Annotated in this window: 19 protein-coding genes and 1 rRNA gene; 13 read left to right on the forward strand and 7 right to left on the reverse strand. The window is 35.0% G+C overall.

Annotated elements, in window-relative coordinates; genetic code table 11:
* The 8 genes from rrf to V7S79_RS07180 form a co-directional block, all read left to right on the forward strand.
* Window positions 1–87 (forward strand): 5S ribosomal RNA (gene rrf / locus V7S79_RS07145); the annotation flags it as partial.
* Between the two features lie 291 nt (window positions 88–378).
* A complete protein-coding gene (locus V7S79_RS07150; protein WP_459489886.1) occupies window positions 379–708 on the forward strand; it encodes a hypothetical protein in 330 nt (109 codons plus the stop codon).
* Between the two features lie 2 nt (window positions 709–710).
* Complete coding sequence (locus tag V7S79_RS07155) at window positions 711–2,063, forward strand: glycosyltransferase (RefSeq protein ID WP_459489887.1); 1,353 nt, start codon at window positions 711–713, stop codon at window positions 2,061–2,063.
* Between the two features lie 58 nt (window positions 2,064–2,121).
* On the forward strand, window positions 2,122–2,325 hold the full coding sequence (locus V7S79_RS07160) for a hypothetical protein (protein WP_459489888.1): 204 nt from the start codon (window positions 2,122–2,124) through the stop codon (window positions 2,323–2,325).
* A gap of 12 nt (window positions 2,326–2,337) precedes the next feature.
* On the forward strand, window positions 2,338–2,553 hold the full coding sequence (locus V7S79_RS07165; RefSeq protein WP_459489889.1) for a hypothetical protein: 216 nt from the start codon (window positions 2,338–2,340) through the stop codon (window positions 2,551–2,553).
* A 259-nt stretch (window positions 2,554–2,812) separates the two neighbouring features.
* Window positions 2,813–3,439 (forward strand): hypothetical protein, encoded by a 627-nt coding sequence (locus tag V7S79_RS07170; RefSeq protein ID WP_459489890.1) that lies wholly within the window; start codon window positions 2,813–2,815, stop codon window positions 3,437–3,439.
* 3 nt (window positions 3,440–3,442) lie between these two features.
* Window positions 3,443–3,946, forward strand: a complete 504-nt coding sequence (locus V7S79_RS07175) for a peroxiredoxin family protein (protein ID WP_459489891.1) — start codon at window positions 3,443–3,445, stop codon at window positions 3,944–3,946.
* 42 nt (window positions 3,947–3,988) lie between these two features.
* The gene (locus tag V7S79_RS07180; protein ID WP_459489892.1) at window positions 3,989–6,127 is read left to right on the forward strand and encodes a peptidase domain-containing ABC transporter; all 2,139 of its coding nucleotides are present in this window, start codon (window positions 3,989–3,991) and stop codon (window positions 6,125–6,127) included.
* A gap of 152 nt (window positions 6,128–6,279) precedes the next feature.
* Here the strand turns inward: V7S79_RS07180 and V7S79_RS07185 are convergent, their stop codons facing one another.
* From V7S79_RS07185 to V7S79_RS07200, 4 genes are read right to left on the reverse strand one after another with little or no spacing between them, the layout of a single operon-like run.
* Complete coding sequence (locus V7S79_RS07185) at window positions 6,280–6,699, reverse strand: Fur family transcriptional regulator (protein WP_459489893.1); 420 nt, start codon at window positions 6,697–6,699, stop codon at window positions 6,280–6,282.
* 2 nt (window positions 6,700–6,701) lie between these two features.
* On the reverse strand, window positions 6,702–8,510 hold the full coding sequence (locus tag V7S79_RS07190; protein ID WP_459489894.1) for an ABC transporter ATP-binding protein: 1,809 nt from the start codon (window positions 8,508–8,510) through the stop codon (window positions 6,702–6,704).
* A gap of 1 nt (window position 8,511) precedes the next feature.
* Complete coding sequence (locus V7S79_RS07195; RefSeq protein ID WP_459489895.1) at window positions 8,512–9,552, reverse strand: gliding motility protein GldB-related protein; 1,041 nt, start codon at window positions 9,550–9,552, stop codon at window positions 8,512–8,514.
* On the reverse strand, window positions 9,549–12,176 hold the full coding sequence (locus tag V7S79_RS07200; RefSeq protein ID WP_459489896.1) for a valine--tRNA ligase: 2,628 nt from the start codon (window positions 12,174–12,176) through the stop codon (window positions 9,549–9,551). Before V7S79_RS07200 ends, V7S79_RS07195 begins: the two co-directional genes overlap by 4 nt.
* A 218-nt stretch (window positions 12,177–12,394) precedes the next feature.
* On the opposite strand from V7S79_RS07200, the gene V7S79_RS07205 reads away from it, so the two are divergent.
* Window positions 12,395–12,829, forward strand: a complete 435-nt coding sequence (locus V7S79_RS07205; RefSeq protein WP_459489897.1) for a sterol desaturase family protein — start codon at window positions 12,395–12,397, stop codon at window positions 12,827–12,829.
* A 71-nt stretch (window positions 12,830–12,900) separates the two neighbouring features.
* Here V7S79_RS07205 and V7S79_RS07210 read toward each other — a convergent pair whose 3' ends face one another.
* The 3 genes from V7S79_RS07210 to V7S79_RS07220 are packed head-to-tail and all read right to left on the reverse strand — an operon-like array spanning window position 12,901 to window position 15,812.
* A complete protein-coding gene (locus V7S79_RS07210; RefSeq protein WP_459489898.1) occupies window positions 12,901–14,151 on the reverse strand; it encodes a sulfate adenylyltransferase subunit 1 in 1,251 nt (416 codons plus the stop codon).
* Between the two features lie 18 nt (window positions 14,152–14,169).
* Complete coding sequence (gene cysD / locus V7S79_RS07215) at window positions 14,170–15,102, reverse strand: sulfate adenylyltransferase subunit CysD (protein ID WP_459489899.1); 933 nt, start codon at window positions 15,100–15,102, stop codon at window positions 14,170–14,172.
* 17 nt (window positions 15,103–15,119) lie between these two features.
* Complete coding sequence (locus V7S79_RS07220) at window positions 15,120–15,812, reverse strand: phosphoadenylyl-sulfate reductase (protein ID WP_459489900.1); 693 nt, start codon at window positions 15,810–15,812, stop codon at window positions 15,120–15,122.
* Window positions 15,813–15,930: 118 nt separating this feature from the next.
* Between V7S79_RS07220 and V7S79_RS07225 the strand changes: the two genes are divergently transcribed.
* From V7S79_RS07225 to V7S79_RS07240, 4 genes are all read left to right on the forward strand, one after another.
* On the forward strand, window positions 15,931–16,626 hold the full coding sequence (locus tag V7S79_RS07225) for an AlbA family DNA-binding domain-containing protein (protein WP_459489901.1): 696 nt from the start codon (window positions 15,931–15,933) through the stop codon (window positions 16,624–16,626).
* Entirely contained in the window at window positions 16,623–18,005 is a 1,383-nt protein-coding gene (locus V7S79_RS07230; RefSeq protein ID WP_459489902.1) for a hypothetical protein, read from the forward strand. The genes V7S79_RS07225 and V7S79_RS07230 overlap by 4 nt, the downstream gene beginning before the upstream one ends.
* A 190-nt stretch (window positions 18,006–18,195) precedes the next feature.
* Entirely contained in the window at window positions 18,196–20,157 is a 1,962-nt protein-coding gene (locus tag V7S79_RS07235) for a KUP/HAK/KT family potassium transporter (RefSeq protein WP_459489903.1), read from the forward strand.
* Between the two features lies 1 nt (window position 20,158).
* Complete coding sequence (locus V7S79_RS07240; protein WP_459489904.1) at window positions 20,159–20,551, forward strand: HIT family protein; 393 nt, start codon at window positions 20,159–20,161, stop codon at window positions 20,549–20,551.
* Window positions 20,552–20,578 lie beyond the last annotated feature (27 nt).

Below are 20,578 nucleotides of genomic sequence, written 5' to 3' on the forward strand. Positions count from 1 at the left end.
ACCTCTTCCCATCTCGAACAGAGAAGTTAAGCCCCGCACCGCTGATGATACTGGGATCAAACCCGGGAAAGTAAGTAAGCTCCAAGTTATTATCTCAAAGCCAATCCAGAAATGGGTTGGCTTTTTTGTTTGGAAAGATAGAAGATAGAAAAGAGAAAAGAGGAGAGAGAAAAGAGAGAATAGTAGAATTAAGAATTAAGAATTTAAAATTTAGAATTATTTGTTTTTCTATTTCAGCTTTTATTATTATAATTACATTCTATTGTTTTATTCAACTAACCACTATGTTGCAGCTCTTTTCCCCGTAATTCTTGGTTTTATCTAATAGAATAAATGCAATTTATTTCTACTTATAATTTTATACCCTTTTCTCTCAATATGATGCTTTGGAAAATTCAACAACGTTTGACTTACTTAAATAAGTTAATTACCCTCAAGTCAACAGGTACACCTAAAGAACTTGCCATCAAATTATCCATTACCGAGCGTTCTTGGTATAAATTAAAGGCTGAATTAGTCAATGATTTACATTGGCCCATTGGATATGATGTAAACCAACGAAGTTACGTGTACCGTGAAAATGTATGCTTTGAAATGGGATTTCGAAAATTGCCTACGGACGAGAGTTCTCAACTATTAGGGGGTAAGTTAATATACCCTAAGCAATTCTTATCTCATTATTTCCTTCATCATTTTTTTAGATTTTAGGTATGAAATCTGTCGTTTTTTTGTTTCCAAATCTAGCAGGTCATCTTAATCCTACCATTTTATTAGGTAAGGAGTTTCAAAATAAAGGCTTCAAGGTGTATTACGCGGGTTTAATTGACTTAATACCGTTTACAAGAGCTAACAATTTTGAATTTTATCCTTTAAATGTTCTTCCTTTTGCTATTGGATTTGATAGCATTGTACATCATGGTAAAAAAGAAAAGTGGTTGGAGAGTTTATTGGATCGTTTTTCCAATAAACGCTTTGATCAGCGAAAAGTGCAAATAGAAAAACTTTTTCAGGATATTAATCCAGATTGGATCTTTTTAGATGAATTTAATTTTACGGATTTTCTTTTTTGTTATCCCTATTTACAAAGTAGGCGCATTCTACAGCTTCAAACGAAGTTCCCTGATTATAAGAATGACCATACTCCTCCTTTGTGTTTGTTTAAGTTTCCTGATAAAAACATACCTTATTTATGGAATAAGTACATGTTTAAAAAGAAATTGAAAATATTTTTGGATAGTATTATTTTCTTTGGGAAAAGTGATCTTAACCTGGTCAACAATGCTTTTAAGGCCTTGAATATTGATTCCAAGTATAAAATCAATATAGAAAAAACCTTCAAGCCAACTTTTAACCAAGTGGAAGAGTGGTTTTTAGTGCCACAAGAATTAGACTTTGATGGACAAGATTTACAACCGTGGCAACATTACATTGGACGGATGGTTGATTTGAATAAAATCGAAACGCTTGAGCACAATTATTTATCTTTTATTCAAAAGCGCAATATCAATAAAAGTGGGAAATTGATTTATTGTTCTTTGGGTACGGTATTGAAAACCCATTTAAGAAATAAGATAAAATTGGGACAAACATTTTTTCAAAATCTTATTACAATAGCCAATGAAAATCCTAATTTTTATTTGATTATTTCGCTAGAAAAAGATCTTAAACGACAATTCTATGGTGCTACAGAGAATGAATTAGATAATGTTTTAATTGTCGATTATGCTCCACAAATGGATGTGCTTAAACAATGTGATTTATTCTTGACACATGCTGGTTTAGGATCTATTGTTGAAGCTATTTTTACTTCAACTCCGATGTTGCTGTTCCCCTTAAATGAAATGTGGGACCAAAATGGCAACGCAGCAAGAGTTGTAGCTAAAAATATGGGTAGAAAAGGAGATTTATCTTTTTCTGTTAGCCAGTTGAGTACTGAAATAGATATTCTATTAAACGATTCTCATTATAAATCTACAACCCTTGAGTTATGTGAATTATGGAAGAATAAGTATAAAGAAAATTATTTTTCAAATTTTTTAACCACTGAACTTTTAGTTCAGTGAACCACGCTAATATTGTATCACCTAACAATGGTGTTAGGCAATGCTAAACAATTTTATTATGAAACAGATACATAATATTTATCTAGTTGATTATCATGCAGGAGGGATGGGTTGGACGTACTATTTTGCTAGTTGTGGATTTGCAACCACATTTTTAAATGTCTCTTTTTTAGCGGGGCCTGCTGTAGGCATGGCAAATGCTGCATATGTTTCAACATGTGCTCTTTTAGGCTCAATCTACGGTGCAAGTTCTCACAAATAAATTCTAAATATCATGAAAAAATTAAATTATTCTCTTACTGAACAATTAAATGGAGGTGGAGTTATTTCTGCTTTTTGTACTGGCGTAGAAGCCGGTGGACTTGTTCTTGGTGGCCTTATTAGATATGGTGTAATTGTCGCAGCTGGAGCTACTGGTGGCGGAGCTCTAGCCGTGGTAGGTGCAGGATGTGCCATATATAGCATCGGTGGTGGTCTGAAATGGTGGTAAAGTTGTAAACCTTGATACTTTTCCTTCAAATAATTTGAAGGAAAAGTATCTTTTAAATTTAATAATATGAAATATTTTGATCGATTAATTATTTTTATATCAATTTTAGGATTAGCAGTTGGTGTTTTTTCTTGGTACACAAAAATTGAAAAAGCTTATCTTTATTTTCATATAATTTCTTTAATATTTTTCGGCCTATTACTTTTCGAAAAATTAAAACAAAGAAAAAAGCCTTAACAACAGACTAATTAAATTTTCCTTGAAAAACACTTTGATTTACTTATTTATTTGTCTTTATTCCATTTGCATGATGTATCTATGGAATAAATATATTATGACCAATGATGTCTATTATAATTCTCTTGGAGAACAATTAACAATCCAAAAAATTTCTGCAATGATTGAGCAGAAAGATGAATATGCCTGGGCTGGTTACGTCTTTTTGCCCATCATATATTTGATTAAATTCACCTTAACGTCGTTGGTGTTGTTAACGGGTTTTTATTTTTTTGAGATTAAGGCAAAATTTTCGCAAATTTTTAAAGTAGTGATGCTTTCTGAATTACCATTTTTATTTCTTGCCCTCTTAAAATTTTACTGGTTTTTTGTGATTCAAACTAAATATGAATTGACAGAATTACAGTATTTCTCCCCAGCTTCCTTGTTGCAATTTTTTGATGTAAAACAACTTGATAATTGGCAAATTTATCCTTTGGCTTTGGTAAGTATTTTTGAATTTTCCTATTGGATTTTACTCGTCTATTGGATAGTAGAATTTAATTTAACATCTGTTCAAAAGGGTATAAATATCGTTTTATCAAGTTATTTACCTGCATTATTTATTTGGGTAGCTTTTATTACATTTTTAACATTAAATTTCACCTAGAACTTGAAAAAACCACTTCTTATAATCATCATTATATTAATTTTATTCACTTTATCTTTTTTGATTCATACCATTTTTTCTAAAATCGAAGATAAAAATCAATTTAATGCTCATATTAAATCAATTCCTAAGACCTCTGTATTTCATTGGATTGGAACAAAACCGACAATCAATATCCACAAGACAATAATCTTATTTTTCCACCCAGAATGTGAGCATTGCCAATATGAAGCCAAAAGTATTGTTTCTGAATTGAATCAATTTGGATCTACCAATATTTGGTGGATTTCTTCTGCTGATAAATCTTCTATCCAATTATTTTTTAAAAAATATCAATTAAATACGCTACCTAATCAGTATTTTGCTCATTTACCTATTGAATTAATTTCAACAACATTCGGTTCCATCTCTGTACCTCATATTTTTATCTATGATGAAAATCAACTCCTTCTGAAGGAATTCAAAGGAGAAACTAAAATAGAAGCCCTTATTAAATACCTGCATTAATACACCTTTTCATTACTCTCATAATAACCCTATCCATATTTTATGCCTCTTTCTTTTTCAAAACAAAATAATTTTAATCATGCCTTTGTATTACAACACGATGAATCAGACTGCGGCGTTGCTTGTTTATTGTCCATAATTAACCATCACAAGGGAACGGGTACCTTAGAAAGGTTACGTGAGTTAAGTGGTACTAGTATTCAGGGAACAAGTTTGCTGGGTCTTCAGCAGGCGGCTAGTGTATATGGACTTCAAGCGGATGCTTTTGAAGTAGATGATGTAGAAGTTTTTAAAAAGGAAGCAACGTTTCCCTGTATTTTACATGTAGTAATCGATGATAAATTAGAACATTTTGTTATTTGTCTTCAAGCACCTTCCGTAAATAAAGTTGAGATATTTGATCCTGCGGGTGGATTTGAAACATGGTCCATGGATAAATTGTTGAGAGTTTGGAAGTCTAGAGCCGTATTATTATTGCAACCAACGGATAAATTCCAAGAAGTATCCCAAGTTCGTAATCGAAAATATTTGTGGGTCAAAAATATTTTGCAAAACGATTGGCCATTATTTAGTATCGCAATTGTCCTAGGCATTATACTTGCCATTCTTGGCTTAGCCACTGCTATATTTAGTCAAAAATTATTGGACGAGATTTTACCCAAACATCAAACGGAACGCCTTTGGTTGGGAATATGTTTATTAACGATTTTACTAATTGCTCGTGCTGCTATTAATTATTTACGTACTTTCTTTTTACTCCGTCAAGGTAAGGATTTTAACAACCGGGTCCTAGAGGATTTTTACATCAAATTACTTCATTTACCTCAAACTTTTTTCAATGGAAGAAAGACGGGTGAAATCATGGCAAGAATCAATGATACAAGAAGAATACAATCTGTCATTGGTTTTTTAACAGGAAATGTGGTAATAGATGTATTAGTGATTCTGATTTCATCTGTTTTTTTGTTTAATTATTCGCTACTGATAGGATGGATTTCATTAATAAGTATTCCTCTTTATGGTGGATTAATATATTTGTTTAGTGATAAAATACTCTTGGAACAAAACTTGTTGATGCGATATTATGCTAATTCTGAAAGTCATTTTGTGGACGCCATTAGTGGTATATCTGATATAAAAGTGGCTAACAAAGAATCATTTTTCGGTAAAGTTGGCACTATGTTTTACAGCACTTTTCAAGAAAAAAGCTACGATTTAGGCTTGTTGGGTAATCGTTATGGATTTTGGAATGAAATAATTAATGCTGGATTATTGACAGGTATTTTAGTTTTATCTGCGTTATCGGTTTTGAATCATACCATTAAAATTGGAGAAATGATGGCGATAATTTCAATAGGTTCAGGAATGATTGGATCTGTCGGCCGCCTTGTCACCACGAATATTCAATTACAAGAAGCAAGGGTCGCATTTGATCGTATGTTTGAGTTTGCATCCATGACACCTGAAATTAAAGATATTGAAAATACTACTAATGCAGGCATTAATCCATTTGTTGTCAATTCTATTGAAATTCAAAATTTGGCCTTTCGTTTTCCAGGTAAAAGCCAATTGCTAAAGGATCTAAATTTGACTTTACGTAAAGGAGAGTTTGTCGCATTAATTGGGGAAGTAGGATCAGGTAAAAGTATATTTTTTCAAATACTCCAAAAGTTTCAAAATTTTGAGAATGGTCAAATTATTGTAAATGGTAATTTATCATTTCAAGACATTTCTCCAAATGTTTGGAGAAATGCGATTGGGGTTGTATCTCAAGATGTTAAAATTTTCAATTCCAACTTGTTAGACAATATAGTGATGGGTGATATGATGCAAGAAGGAGATAACGCGATCCATTTTTGTAATCAATTTGGATTTAATCATTTTTTTGAATCCTTGCCACAAAGTTATTTAACGATAGTGGGAGAGGATGGAGTACATCTTTCAGGGGGCCAAAAACAATTAGTTGCCTTAGCTAGAGCATTATTTAGAAAACCGTCGTTGTTGATTTTGGATGAAGCCACATCTGCCATGGATAAGAATACGGAATTATATGTACTCAATTTAATAGAAAAAGTTAAAACTGAATGTTGTGTTATTATGGTTACACATCGAGCAAATATTGAGCGTATTGCGGATAAAGTTTACCAGTTGCAAAATGGTTTTTCTTATTTGGTTCGATAGATTGATGCTGTAAGGAAGGGTTTTTATAAAAGAGTTGTAGTTCAATTATCTTAATTATTGGTTGAACGAATAGTTCGATTTATATTTCACACTTGGCAGATTAGAGCCTGAGTTCACCTCTTACCTCTTACCTCTTACCTATTACCTAATAACTACCCACAATTCCCACAAACCCCTTGTATCAATAAATTGCTTTCTTGTTTGGTGAATCCTGCTGGTAAAGTAATTTTTGGGATATGAACATCCTCTAGGCAAGTCGTTTGACCGCATTCGTTGCATTTGAAGTGAACATGGTCATGCTGATGGGAATGGTCGTGGTTGTGGCATAATTCCTTGCAGAGCGCATATTTTGTGCCTCCGATGTCATCTAAGACTTTATGAATCAATCCTTGTTGTAAGAAACTTTTTAAGGTTCTATATACAGTCACTCGGTCAAATTGAGAACCTATGGCTTGTTCTATGTCGAACTGACTTTGGGCATAATCAATGCCTTGTAAAACTCCTAAAACTGCCGTTCTACAGGGTGTTGCCCTTAAATCAAAATCCGATAAGCTTAGTTCTTGTTTAGCCATATTTATGCCTGCAAATGTTCCGTTTGCAATTTGACCATTTTTTGATAAACTCCCTTTCCTTTTGCTAATAATTCTTCATGTGTTCCCACTTCCACAATCTTTCCTTCTTTCATCACAATGATCTGATCAGCCGATCGGATGGTAGACAATCTATGCGCAATAATCAAACTCGTGCGGTTTTTCATCAATTCTTCTAATGCAATCTGTACCCACTTCTCAGATTCAGAGTCCAATGCTGAAGTAGCTTCATCCAATAATAGGAATTTGGGATCCTTTAAAATTGCCCTTGCAATGGCAATTCGTTGCCTTTGTCCTCCTGATAATTTAACACCTCTTTCGCCCACCATCGTTTCCCATTGCTCAGGAAATCCTTCGATGAATTCTTTGGCATAAGCCAATTCAGCCGCTTTTTGTATTTCTTCAAATGTCGCATCAGGTTTTCCATAAGCGATGTTTTCACGGATGGTTCCTCCAAATAATAACACTTCTTGTGGTACCAATGCCACCATCTTACGCCAATTTTCCACAGATAATTCTTGGATATTTTTCCCATTCAAGGAAATACTTCCTCCATTGGGTTCATAAAAGCGCATCAACAATTGTGCCAAGGTCGATTTTCCTGTTCCAGATGATCCAACAATGGCTATTTTTTGGCCAGGATGTATCGTAAAATTGATTCCTTTGATGATTTCTACTTCAGGCCTACTTGGATAAGAAAATTGTAAATCCTTAATTTCTATCTCACCAAATTCGATTTGATGTTCACCATATTGTTGGTTTAAAGATACTTCTGAAGGGTCATTTAAGATTTCCAATATTCGCTCCGATGCTCCAATTGTTTTTTGCAATTGTGCATAGATGTCTCCCAAACCTCCTACGGATCCTCCAATGAAGGCTGTGTAAAATATAAAGGTCAATAATTCGGCTAATAATAAATCTCCTTGTGCCACCAATTGTGCGCCATACCATACAACTCCTACGATTCCTCCAAACAAAGCAAATATCACAAAACTCACAAACCCACCTCTAAAGGTAGCGGCTTTTAAAGCTTGTGTAACCACTTTTTCCAAAGATGCAGCATACCTGGCTACTTCCCATTTTTCATTGGTAAATGCTTTGACAGCCTGAATCGATTGAAAGGTTTCCTCCACTATTATATTGGTACTCGCTAATTCATCTTGCGATTTTTTTGAAACCTTGCGTATGTATTTTCCAAAAATTAAAGATGCTACAACCAAAAAAGGGAATGTCGCTAGCATAAACAAAGTCAATTTCCAAGAAATGTATGTAATCAACGCAATACCCCCAATGAGCGTAAAAATTTGACGAAAAAATTCTGCCAAAGTAATGGAAAGTACATCTTGTAATTGAGTGATGTCTGAAGTGATTCTACTCATCATTTCACCTACTCTTCGTTTTTCAAATAAAGCAATGGGCAAAGTAATGATTTTCCCATAAAGTGTTTGACGAACATCTCGCATCGCTTTTTCTGACACCTGTGTAAAAGTATAAATTCTGAAAAAGGATAAAATCGCTTGAACAATTAATATGCTAAAAAAGAAAATGGTGACTTCATTGATGTGGTATTTCGATTTGCCTTCCATCACCTTGGTCATTTCACCAATTAATAATGGGAAACTTAATGTGGTCAAATTGGACAAAAAGAGAAACACCATTCCCAGAGCAAATACCCAGCGATAGGGCAAGATGAACTTAAATACTTTAAGCGCTTTTAGGATTCCTTCCTTATTTACTTTGGTTGCATCTTTAGGATCAACCCCTGCTCCAAATTTTTCGTGTCTTTTTGCCATTTTATTCTTTATCTTTTTCAGCTTCTCCTCTATAGCCTGAACCCTGTAAAATAATGGTTGGATCTTTGGTTTTCATCATTTCTACCAAATTTTTATCCGCATTATTATGTTGAAATCTTTTTACAATGGTATATCCCAACCAACGGCCAATGGATCCTGGACAAGCAGGTCCTATTTCTGTGGTTTTAGGTCTTTCCCCTAGATATTTTGTCTTGGTGTACTCATCTTGTTTGTACAACAAGGATTTGTCAATAAAATGTTCCCAAATTAAAGACTGATAGGCTTCCGTTTCTGCCATTTCTTTGCTCGAATAACCAAACAATAAGCTATCAGGAAGATTGGGAAATATGGTTTTCGTAAAATAATAACCTTTTCCATACCAAATCATATCGCTTAGTAAAGTACTATTTTCTGTTTCATGCAAATTGAATTTGGCAGAATACAATAAAATAATTTGTCCCAATATAGCTTCTGGAGACATTCTTCTCATTTGATAAGAATAGGTATTAGGGGGTAAATAAAGTCCATTTTTACCCATGAAGTAATCTAAACCAATCACAATTAAGCTGTCCGAAATAATTAAATCTTGGGCCGGGAATTGTCCAATACCTCCAAATCCAGTAAAAACAGTTCGTATTTTGGGTAACTGAATAGATGGATATTGATCTTTTATCTTTTGAAAGGCTTCGTTTAATCCTTTTTCCAAACGATTGTTCCCGTAAAAATTCGATTGTTGAGCTTGTTGATAGAATTTTTGCAAGGCAGGATTTTGAAACAAGGAAAATAACTTTTCTGCTAAGTTGGGTGAATCCCCTTGACTAGTTTGAAAATAAGCTTCTAATACCTCTGGGTTGGCTTTCAATAAACTATCAAGCGCAGGGACCGATTTGCATTTAGCAATTTCCTGATCCAAGCGTTTGAAATCTAATTTGACTTTGATTGCTGCGGCTACTTCTTTATCTTTTTGCTTGCTTTCACAAGAAATTAATCCTGCAAAAAACAAGCAAATGGATAAAACTTGAAATAGGCGTTTCGATATCATTTGGCCAATCTGGCTAAAATTTCTTTCAAAGAATTTATTTTAGTTTCCGCGTCTTGTAATTTTTGACGTTCTCTCTCCACCAAATCAGCTTTGGCGTTTTGAACAAAACGCTCATTCGCTAATTTCGCCTCAACCGATTTTTTAAATCCTTCCAAATAAAATAACTCTTTTTCTGTTTCCGCTTTTAACTCCTCCGGATTCACTTCTTCCTCCAATGGAACAGCAAATTGATCTGATTTTACAACAAACGTTTGAGCATCTGTTATATTTTCTTGACTGAAAGATACATTTTCTACATTCGCTAATTTCATTAAAATAGCTTTTGTTGAATCGTAAGCAACCTCATTGTTTGTTTTGATCAATAGATTCAATGCCAATTTCGGCGAGAGTTGCTTCGCATTTCTGATTTCACGAATTTTCGTAATAATCTCAAATAGTTGATCAAACTGGGCAATCAATTCTGCATTGATAGAATTAGCTTTTGGAAAATCAGCTACACAAATACTTTCATTGGCCTTTCTATCTTCAATATTTTGCCAAATTTCTTCGGTGATAAATGGCATGTAAGGATGCAATAAACGCATCAATTCATCAAATAAACGTAGAGTAGCGTGAAGTGTTTCGGCATGAATTGGACTCTGATAAGCAGGTTTGATAATCTCTAAATATTTACCGCAAAAATCATCCCAAATCAAATTGTAAATGGCTAATATCGCATCCGAAATACGGAACTTACTAAAATGGTCTTCTACTTCAACAATTGTTTGTGACATTTTTGATTCAAACCATTGAATTGCAAGCGAGTGTTCTGGGAGATTTTTTCCTTCTACCACTTGCAGGCCTTTCATTAAACGAAATGCATTCCAAATTTTATTAGAGAAGTTTCTTCCTTGTTCACAAAGTTTTTCATCAAACAATAAATCATTTCCAGCAGGAGCAGAAAACAATAAACCTGATCTTACTCCATCTGCACCAAATTTTTCAATCAAGTCCAAAGGATCTGGAGAATTACCTAAAGATTTAGACATTTTTCTGCCTTGTTTATCTCTAACAATTCCTGTTAAATACACGTTTTTAAAAGGTAATTCACCACGCCATTCATATCCAGCAATGATCATTCTAGCTACCCAGAAGAATAAAATATCAGGTCCAGTAACTAAATCGTTGGTTGGGTAATAATAACTAATGTCCGCATTTTCCGGATTTTCAATTCCATCAAATACAGAAATAGGCCAAAGCCAAGATGAAAACCAAGTATCCAACACATCTGGATCTTGTGTTAAATCATCCTCTACCAAAGCAAATAATTGATACTTTTCACGAGCAATCTTTAATGCCTCTTGTTTATCTTTTGCGACAATCACTGTACCGTCTTGCAAATAAAAAGCAGGGATTTGTTGTCCCCACCACAATTGGCGAGAAATACACCAGTCGCGGACGTTTTCCATCCAAGAACGATACGTGTTTTTGAATTTTGCAGGGTGCAATTGAATATCGTCATTCATGACGTGATCCAAAGCAGGTTTTGCTAATTCCTCCATTTTTAAGAACCACTGCAAAGAAAGTTTCGGCTCAATCACCGCACCAGTTCTCTCTGAGGTTCCAACGGTTGATTTGTACTCCTCTGTTTCCGTTAAAAATCCCTCTTCTTTTAGTTGCTTGACAATTCTTTTTCTTGCCTCAAATCGATCAACCCCAACATAAATAACCGCTTTTTCATTCAAGGTTCCATCATCATTTAAGATGTCTAAAACGGGTAATTTATGTTTGATTCCTAATTCATAGTCATTTAAATCGTGTGCAGGAGTAACTTTTAAACATCCTGTACCGAAATCGAGACTCACATATTCATCGGGAATAATGCTAATTTCCCTGTTAATTAAAGGGATTTTTACTTTTTTGCCATGTAAGTGTAGATATCGCTCATCAGCAGGATTAACACAAATGGCAGCATCTGCCATAATGGTTTCTGGTCGAGTGGTAGCAATCGTTACAAATCCGCTTCCGTCTACCAGAGGATATTGAATATGAAATAATTTAGCTTGTACATCTTTATAAATTACTTCTTCATCTGATAAAGCCGTTTTTCCTTGTGGATCCCAGTTGACCATTCTAACTCCACGGTAGATCAATCCTTTGTTATACAAGCGTACAAATGTATCAATAACCGCTTGGTATAAAGAAGGTTCCATTGTAAATCGGGTACGATCCCAATCGCAAGAAGCACCTAATTTTTTTAATTGTTCCAGAATAATACCACCATATTTTTCTTTCCACTTAAAGGCATGAGCTAAAAATTCTTCCCTAGAAATATCCTTTTTTTCAATGCCCTTTTCTTTTAGCATTGCAACTACCTTTGCTTCCGTGGCAATGGACGCATGATCTGTTCCTGGTACCCAACACGCTTCTTTGCCAGACATTCTTGCCTTACGAATCAAGACATCTTGAATGGTATTATTCAACATGTGTCCCATGTGTAAAACTCCTGTTACATTGGGCGGTGGAATTACAATGGAATAGGGTTCTTTATCAGGATTCGGCTTTGATGCAAAATATTTGTTTTCTAGCCAATATTGGTACCATTTTTGTTCAATCTCCTGCGGAGCGTAGTTCTTATCAATCATAAAAGACATTCTAATCTACCCTAAATTTTTGAGGGTGTATGTATAATCTACAAAGATAAATGTTTTTTATTAGGGAAAGGAATGGATGTATGACGTATGATGTAAGATGTATGAAAATTGTTGATTTTTTTCGGTTAAAAATCGTAATTTCATAGTCGTATTTACCTAATACTTACATCATACATCATACGTTTTACATCTTACATCAAAAATATCAAATGTTTAATCTCATTTTATTGTTGGGGACTTTTTTAACGATGGAGGGAGTCGCATGGCTGACACATAAATACATTATGCATGGATTCATGTGGACTTGGCATGAATCGCATCATGTGCACCATAAAAATTTGTTGGAGAAAAATGATTTATTTTCAGTTGTGTTTGGAATCAGTTCTACCTTGACGATTATTGTTGGTAGTGAATTTCCTGAGTATGGTTATCTGTTTTGGATAGGTCTTGGAATTGCCACTTACGGAATATTCTATTTTATTTTCCACGATATCATTGTTCATCGACGGGTGAAAATAAAATACAAAGCAAAGAATGCTTATTTGAAGAGATTAATCAAAGCACATTATGTACATCACGAGGTACATACCAAAGACGGCGCTGAAGCTTTTGGGTTTTTATATGCACCGAGGAAATTTAATTAAATTATGAATTATGAATTATGAGTTATGAATTACCTCTTCCCAATTCATAACTCATAATTCATAACTCATAATTAATCAATGAATCCCACTCCAACTGTTGAATTAGAAAATTCATCAATCAAAATAAATGCTCCATTGGATGGATTTTCAGCGTATTTGTCTGCTATGATTGGTTGAGCTGTCTTAATATGAATGCTACCAATTTCATTTAATTTCAAAGAATCGACTTGTGTGTCAGCTGTTTGAGCGACAACATCTAATTTCTCTACAACTTGGACGATTTTCGCTTTTGTTAAATGAACCCCGTGTTGCAATAAATACGTTTTTCCAGCCGTTAGCGCCTGATGGTCTAACCAGCAAATTTTTGCCGAAAAGTCTTTTAATTGAGGGGCAGATGAATCTTCCGCTAAAACCAAGGTATTTCCTCTTGAGATATCTACATCATGTTCTAAAGTAATCACAACCGAATCTCCAGCTTCCGCCTTTTCCAATGTATCGCTGTATCTTTCAATACTAGCAATTAAACTTTCTTGTCCAGTTGGTAATACTTTGATTTTATCTCCAATTTTAAAAGTTCCACTAGAAATTTTTCCAGCATAACCTCTGTAATCGTGGTGTGTTTCTGTTTTTGGACGAATAACCCATTGAACTGGAAAACGAGCAGGCGCTTGAGCCAATGTTTCTGCAAATTGGAAATCTTCCAATTCACCTAAAAGACTTTTTCCTGAGTACCATGGCATTTTTTCCGATTGTTTTGTGATGTTTTCACCAAACAAAGAGGAGATAGGTAAGAAGCTAATGGTTTGTCCTTCAAAACTTGTTTGTTCAATTAATTGAGCAAGACTTTGCTTGATGTTCTCGAAAGTTGATTCTTGGTACTGAACCAAGTCCATTTTATTGATACAAATAATCACCTTTGGAATTCTCAATAAAGCGGCAATGGATAAATGCCTAGCCGTTTGTTCCACAATTCCTTGTCGCGCATCGATCAAAATCAAAGACACTTTTGCTGTAGAAGCACCTGTTACCATGTTTCTTGTGTATTCTACGTGGCCAGGAGTATCTGCAATGATGTATTTTCGTTGAGGAGTAGAAAAGTAGATGTGCGCTACATCAATGGTAATTCCTTGCTCACGTTCAGCGATTAAGCCATCTGTTAATAAAGATAAATCCAGAAAGTCTAGACCTTTTCGTTTAGAGGCACTTTCCAATGCTTCAATTTTATCTTTGGTAATTGAATTTGTTTCATACAACAAGCGACCAATCAAGGTACTTTTACCATCATCTACGGAACCTGCTGTTGCTATACGTAATATATCCATCTTCTTCTTTCGCTTCTATTAAAAATATCCTTGTTGTTTTCTTTTTTCCATCGCTGCTTCAGAGCGCTTATCATCAATACGTGCACCACGTTCTGAAATTTCTGCGGATAATATTTCCTCAATGATCACATCAATGTCACTTGCTTCAGATGCTACTGCAGCGGTACAAGTCATGTCGCCCACCGTACGGAATCTTACTGTTGCCTCAAACGGAATTTCATCTGCTTCTTTGTTTAAGTACTCTGAATCAGCCCAAAGCATACCATCACGTTCAATGACTTGTCTCTTGTGTGAATAATAAATACTTGGGATTTCCATTTTTTCCTCTTTGATATAATTCCAAACATCTAATTCAGTCCAGTTGGAAATTGGAAAAACTCGAACGTTTTCACCTACCGCAATTCGTCCGTTCAACATATCAAATAATTCTGGTCGCTGACGCTTAGCATCCCATTGTCCGAAATCATCTCTTACTGAAAAAATACGTTCCTTCGCTCTTGCTTTTTCCTCATCTCTTCTTGCACCACCAATACAAGCATCAAACTTGAATTCTTCAATGGTATCTAATAAAGTAACTGTTTGAAGTACATTTCTAGACGCATATTTCCCTGTTTCTTCTTTGGCTTTTCCTTCGTCAATCGAATCTTGTACATAACGTACAATTAATTCTGCACCCACTTCTTTGGCTAGCCAATCTCTGAATTCAATTGTTTCTGGAAAATTGTGCCCCGTATCAATGTGAACCAAAGGGAAGGGGATTTTACCTGGGAAAAATGCTTTTTGAGCTAATCTTACCAAAGTGATCGAATCTTTTCCACCTGAAAAAAGCAATGCTGGTCGCTCAAATTGCGCAGCAACTTCACGCATGATGTAGATGGATTCATCTTCCAGTTTTCTTGGGAAGTGACCAATTTTTTCTTGGACTGTACTGAGTGAAAATGTATTATTCATAATTTCTAATTGCTAATTTAGGCATGTAAACCACATTCTTTTTGCGAATTTTCCCACCACCATCTTCCAGCTCTTGGATGTTCTCCTTCTGCAATGGCTCTTGTACATGGAGCACAGCCGATGGAAACAAAGCCTTTTTTGTGTAAAGGGTTTTGTGGAATTTTATTTTCTGCCAAATAACTTTCTAATTGTTCAAAAGTCCAATCAATGATTGGATTAAATTTTAATAAATTTCTTTGTTCATCCCATTCCAACATCGGCATGTTCGATCTGTTGTCCGATTGTTCCGCACGTAAACCCGTTATCCAAACTTCTACGCCTGCAAGAGCTCTTGCTAAAGGCTCCATTTTTCGGATAAAACAGCAATCTTTTCGATTTTCAACCGATTGGTAAAAAGAATTAAAACCTTTTTCTTTCACCAAGGTTTCTACTTTATCTTTGGCAGGGAAAAAAGTCTCTAATTGAAACTGATATTTTTTGGTGGTGAGGTCCATCAATTCATAAGATTCCTGAAATTGCCTTCCTGTGTCTAAAGTAAATATGCGAATGGGTAATTTTTGTGCCGTTATTGCATAAGTAATGGCTTGGTCTTCTTGTCCAAAAGATGTGGAAAATGCAATTTTGCTAGAATCGAACAATTCAGCGATTCTGCTTAATCGGGCTTCTAAAGATAGATTTTGTAAGTCTTTTTCTAAACTTTGGATATCCATTTTATTAAATTTTCACAAAAATACACAATGTCTATTGAATTACTATACTTGTAATTAATTTTTTTAGAAAAGGGAGCATGAATTTAGGAATTTTGTACTTTCAAGAAATATAATTTTTATGAAACAGGGATCTGAGGTTTTATTGGGTCAAATGGAAGAGGATGAGGAGGTTTCAATTTTGACTTTGAGTCAAATCAAATCTTTGGCAAAACAAGGTGAAGGGCAGCGTTTGGAATTTAAGATGAAGGTTAAATTTCCAGAAAAAATTGTTCGTGAACTGGTTGCTTTTGCGAATTCAAATGGGGGATTTTTATTGGTAGGTGTCAGTGATGATGGAGATGTGCAAGGTTTAAAATTTGCAGATGAAGATCAATACGTATTGAATCGTGCGATTGAAAAATATTGTTTTCCAGCTTTTCATTATACTAATTATCGGGTGGCGATCGATCACAGTAAATCTATTTTAGTATACGAGGTTTTTGAAAGTGTCGATAAACCGCATTTTGTCCAATTGGAAAATGAAAATCAGCCAAAATGTTACGTTAGAATCAAGGACAGAAGTGTGCAGGCAAGCAAAGAAATGAAGCAAATATTGCGTCGTGAACATGAGGAAGGAATGCAATTTACCTATGGTGATTCTGAAAAATGGTTGATCGATTATTTGACTAAAAATAGTCAAATTACCTTAGACGAGTTTTGCGCGTTGCATCGTTTGCCATTGTGGTTAGCTTCCAGAAAATTAGTACTTTTGGTTCTGTGCAATGTATTAAAAATTGAACCCGGCGAGAGCCAAGATATCTATCGTTTAAAATGAAGACCACTAAAATAACTTTTTTATCGCTCGCTTTTTTAGCCTTGATTTCATGTTCCAAATCTACTGTAGATACAGTTAGTCCAAGCCCAAGCACTCAAGTATCTGGCAGTTTTGATTTAATACAAGATCGAATTTTTAAACCTTCTTGTGCCACTTCTGGATGCCATTTAAGCAATGGAGATGCCAGTTTTTTACAACATGGTTTGGTATTAAATACCGCATCCGTTTCTTATGCTAATTTGGTTGGGATGGCTCCTAAAAATGCGGTGGCCATTACCAATAAATTGCAAAGAGTGACCAAATATAGTTTTGATGCTAGTTTATTGTACCATAAACTGAACTGGGATAATTCTCACCATCCGAATGCCAATTACGGAACAGCAATGCCTTTGGGTGGCAAGCCTTTGAGTGTGGGTCAATTGGAGTTTGTGAAAAAATGGATTGAAGCAGGTGCGCCAGAGAAAGGAACAGTTGTGGATGCCAAATTACTGGATGATACAACGCCGCATTATGACCCTAATTCAACTTTTACAGCCTTGGATACACCAGAAAAGGAAGGGAAAACCGGCTTTCAATTAAAGGTTGATAAATTTACCGTTGCTCCAAATTTTGAAAGAGAAATATTTATTCGTCGTCCTTTGAATAATTCAAGTCCAGTTTACGTCAATCGAATTAAGTTGAAATCTAGACCCAATAGTCACCATCTTGTCTTATATGATTTCAAAGACAAAAACTTTTTACCCAATTTAAATGATGTCCGCGACTTACGAAATGCAGATGGAAGTTTAGATGTTTTGACTTACCTTACTTTGGGCAATCATATTTTTTTGGGAGGTGGTACCGATCCTAATGCTGATTTTACATTTCCAGAAGGTACAGCACTTTTATTGCCAGCCAATAGCTCAATTGATGTGAATCCACATTATTTTAATCGAACATCAGAACCATTGTATGGGGAAAATTATGTGAATTTATATACTGTTGCAGCGAGTCAGGTCAAGAATGTAGTCAGAATGATTGACTTCAACAATATGAATTTTTCATTGCCTGCGAATAAAAAAACGACAATCAGTACCAATTTCAGTTTTGCCAAAGATAAGGCAGTCACTATTGTTTCTCTCACTTCACATTTTCATGAAAGAGGAGTTTTATTTCAGATAAAAATCAAGGGAGGAAATAGGGATGGAGAAGTCATCTATGAGTCGACGGATTGGCAACATCCTAAGGTAATTAATTTTACCCAACCCATTGAATTGGAGGCAAATGTAGGTTTGACATCCGTAGTGACCTATGATAATACAACGAATAAAGAGATTAAATTTGGTTTCACTTCCCAAGATGAAATGAACATCATATTTGGGTATTATTTTGAACGGTAATAAATATCTTTTCTTTTGTGATAAGATTTGCTGAAAAATGAATTGATATATGAAATAAGAATATATATTTGCATCCGTTTCTTGAAATATTTCAAGAAAATAGCATAAAATAGTACAATTTTTGGCAAATTTTGCATTTTCACGATAAACATATCTGTTTGAAAGAAATTTTACACTCCCTTCAATTTTAATGGAACATAAACACAAAAGCAAAGCAACTGCTGCGGGCCTATTGGTAGCAATGGGTATCATTTATGGCGACATTGGAACCTCTCCATTGTACGTAATGCAGGCTATCATTGGGGATGCACCGATTAATACGATGACTGTATTAGGAGGTTTGTCTTGTATTTTTTGGACTTTGACACTTCAGACAACCTTAAAATATGTGATTTTAATTTTACGTGCGGACAATAAAGGAGAAGGCGGAATTTTTGCTTTGTTTGCTTTAGTGAGAAGGCATGCAAAATGGTTGACTCTTCCAGCGATTATTGGGGGAGCGGCACTTTTAGCCGATGGGATTATTACACCTCCCATCTCGGTATCATCAGCGATAGAAGGATTAAGAATGCTAAAAAGAGCGGATGGAACTCCTTTTGTGACAGATACTGTCCCAATTGTTCTTGTTATTTTAACCGTATTATTTATTTTCCAAATCTTTGGAACCAAAGTGGTAGGTAAGTTATTTGGACCTATTATGCTTTTGTGGTTTTCTATGTTGGGGCTTACAGGTTTGTTATGGATTGAGAATGATTGGAGCATTTTGCGTGCAGTTTCGCCTGTTTATGCCTGGGAATTATTGACAACACACCAAGCGGGAAGCGCGGGTTTTTGGGCTTTGGGGGCGGTTTTTTTATGTACAACAGGAGCGGAAGCACTTTATTCTGATTTGGGACACTGTGGGAGAGAAAATATTCGTTTAAGTTGGGTGTTTGTTAAAATTGCCTTGTTGTTGCAATATTTTGGTCAAGGAGCGTGGTTATTGGCTCACAATGGCATGTTTTTGGGTACACACAAACCTATATTTGAATTATTGCCTCGTGAATTTCTTTTCTCAGGGATTATGGTCGCAACCGCTGCAGCAGTGATTGCTTCTCAGGCATTGATTTCGGGTTCATTCACTTTGATTTCTGAAGCTATTCGTTTGAACTTTTGGCCCAAAGTGCGCTTGGTTTATCCTTCCGATCAAAAGGGTCAATTGTATGTTCCTTCTATCAACGTGCTTTTGTGGATGGGTTGCGTAGGTGTTGTTTTGTATTTCAAAGAATCGACAAACATGGAGGCCGCTTATGGTTTAGCCATTACTTTAACGATGTTGATGACCACCTCTTTAATGGCTTATTATTTACATATCAAGAAAGTTGATATGTGGTGGATTTTATTGTTTTTAGGTGTTTATGTTTCTTTAGAAGGGTCTTTTTTAGTGGCTAATCTGCAAAAATTTTCACACGGAGGTTATGTTTCATTATTCATAGCAGGAGTAATTATTTTGTTGATGTGGATTTGGTTTAGAGCTTCTCGCATTAAACAAAAATTAACGGAATACGAAAAATTAGCTGATTACATTGAACCGTTGAAGGAGTTGAGCAAGGATGAAACGATTCCTAAATATGCCACACACTTGGTTTTTATGTCCAATGCTGCTAAAGTATCAGACATTGAATCGAAAATTATTTATTCGATTTTCCAAAGAAGACCTAAAAAAGCAGATATTTATTGGTTTGTTCATGTGGATACCTTGGATGAGCCTTACACAATGGATTATAAAGTAACGGTCATTGAACCAGATGATATCATCAAAGTGAACTTTAAATTAGGTTTTAGGGTGGAACAAAGGATCAATTTATATTTCCGTAAGGTGGTGGAAGAAATGGTGTCTAGAGGTGAGGTGGATATTACTTCCCGTTATAAATCATTGAATGAACAAAACGTGATTGGCGATTTCCGATTCGTTGTTTTGGAGAAGTTTTTATCTTTCGACAATGAATTGCCATTATTAGACAGATTAGTAATGAAGGCCTATTTCTTTGTGAAGCAATTTACTAATTCAGAAGATAAATGGTTTGGATTAGATAGTGATGCAGTTAAATTGGAAAAAGTTCCTTTGATCATTAAACCTATTAGTAAATGTCATTTAAGACGTATCGAATAATATGAGCACTATTTTTACAAAAATCGTTAATCGAGAAATTCCTTGTCATCTTATCTTAGAAGATGATCGATTCATGGCATTTTTAGATGTAATGCCTTTGGTGGAGGGACACGTTTTGGTGATCCCGAAACAAGAGATCGATTATATCTTTGATTTAGAGCCTGAAATGTTAGGTGATTTGATGAAATTTGCTCAAAAAGTGGCACCTGCTATCAAAAAAGCTATTCCATGCAAAAGAGTAGGAGTAGCTGTCATTGGCTTAGAAGTTCCTCATGCGCACGTTCATTTAGTTCCGATGAATCGAATGCTTGATATTAATTTTTCGCAAGAAAAAATGAAACCAAGTCAAGAGGAATTAGCGAAGACTGCTGCTAAGATTAGAGAAGCGCTTTGAAGTATGATGTATGATGTATGATGTAAG

Source organism: Aquirufa sp. ROCK-SH2, from assembly GCF_054558315.1.

What these genes read in the sequence shown, in the direction of transcription:
- V7S79_RS07220 (WP_459489900.1), bottom strand. Translation starts at nt 15,812, where the DNA reads ATGGATATCCAAAGTTTAGAAAAAGACTTACAAAATCTATCTTTAGAA.
- V7S79_RS07210 (WP_459489898.1), bottom strand. Translation starts at nt 14,151, where the DNA reads ATGGATATATTACGTATAGCAACAGCAGGTTCCGTAGATGATGGTAAA.
- cysD (WP_459489899.1), bottom strand. Translation starts at nt 15,102, where the DNA reads ATGAATAATACATTTTCACTCAGTACAGTCCAAGAAAAAATTGGTCAC.
- V7S79_RS07180 (WP_459489892.1), top strand. Translation starts at nt 3,989, where the DNA reads ATGCCTCTTTCTTTTTCAAAACAAAATAATTTTAATCATGCCTTTGTA.
- V7S79_RS07225 (WP_459489901.1), top strand. Translation starts at nt 15,931, where the DNA reads ATGAAACAGGGATCTGAGGTTTTATTGGGTCAAATGGAAGAGGATGAG.
- V7S79_RS07165 (WP_459489889.1), top strand. Translation starts at nt 2,338, where the DNA reads ATGAAAAAATTAAATTATTCTCTTACTGAACAATTAAATGGAGGTGGA.
- V7S79_RS07200 (WP_459489896.1), bottom strand. Translation starts at nt 12,176, where the DNA reads ATGATTGATAAGAACTACGCTCCGCAGGAGATTGAACAAAAATGGTAC.
- V7S79_RS07160 (WP_459489888.1), top strand. Translation starts at nt 2,122, where the DNA reads ATGAAACAGATACATAATATTTATCTAGTTGATTATCATGCAGGAGGG.
- V7S79_RS07205 (WP_459489897.1), top strand. Translation starts at nt 12,395, where the DNA reads ATGTTTAATCTCATTTTATTGTTGGGGACTTTTTTAACGATGGAGGGA.
- V7S79_RS07235 (WP_459489903.1), top strand. Translation starts at nt 18,196, where the DNA reads ATGGAACATAAACACAAAAGCAAAGCAACTGCTGCGGGCCTATTGGTA.
- V7S79_RS07185 (WP_459489893.1), bottom strand. Translation starts at nt 6,699, where the DNA reads ATGGCTAAACAAGAACTAAGCTTATCGGATTTTGATTTAAGGGCAACA.
- V7S79_RS07190 (WP_459489894.1), bottom strand. Translation starts at nt 8,510, where the DNA reads ATGGCAAAAAGACACGAAAAATTTGGAGCAGGGGTTGATCCTAAAGAT.
- V7S79_RS07155 (WP_459489887.1), top strand. Translation starts at nt 711, where the DNA reads ATGAAATCTGTCGTTTTTTTGTTTCCAAATCTAGCAGGTCATCTTAAT.
- V7S79_RS07240 (WP_459489904.1), top strand. Translation starts at nt 20,159, where the DNA reads ATGAGCACTATTTTTACAAAAATCGTTAATCGAGAAATTCCTTGTCAT.
- V7S79_RS07150 (WP_459489886.1), top strand. Translation starts at nt 379, where the DNA reads ATGATGCTTTGGAAAATTCAACAACGTTTGACTTACTTAAATAAGTTA.
- V7S79_RS07195 (WP_459489895.1), bottom strand. Translation starts at nt 9,552, where the DNA reads ATGATATCGAAACGCCTATTTCAAGTTTTATCCATTTGCTTGTTTTTT.
- V7S79_RS07230 (WP_459489902.1), top strand. Translation starts at nt 16,623, where the DNA reads ATGAAGACCACTAAAATAACTTTTTTATCGCTCGCTTTTTTAGCCTTG.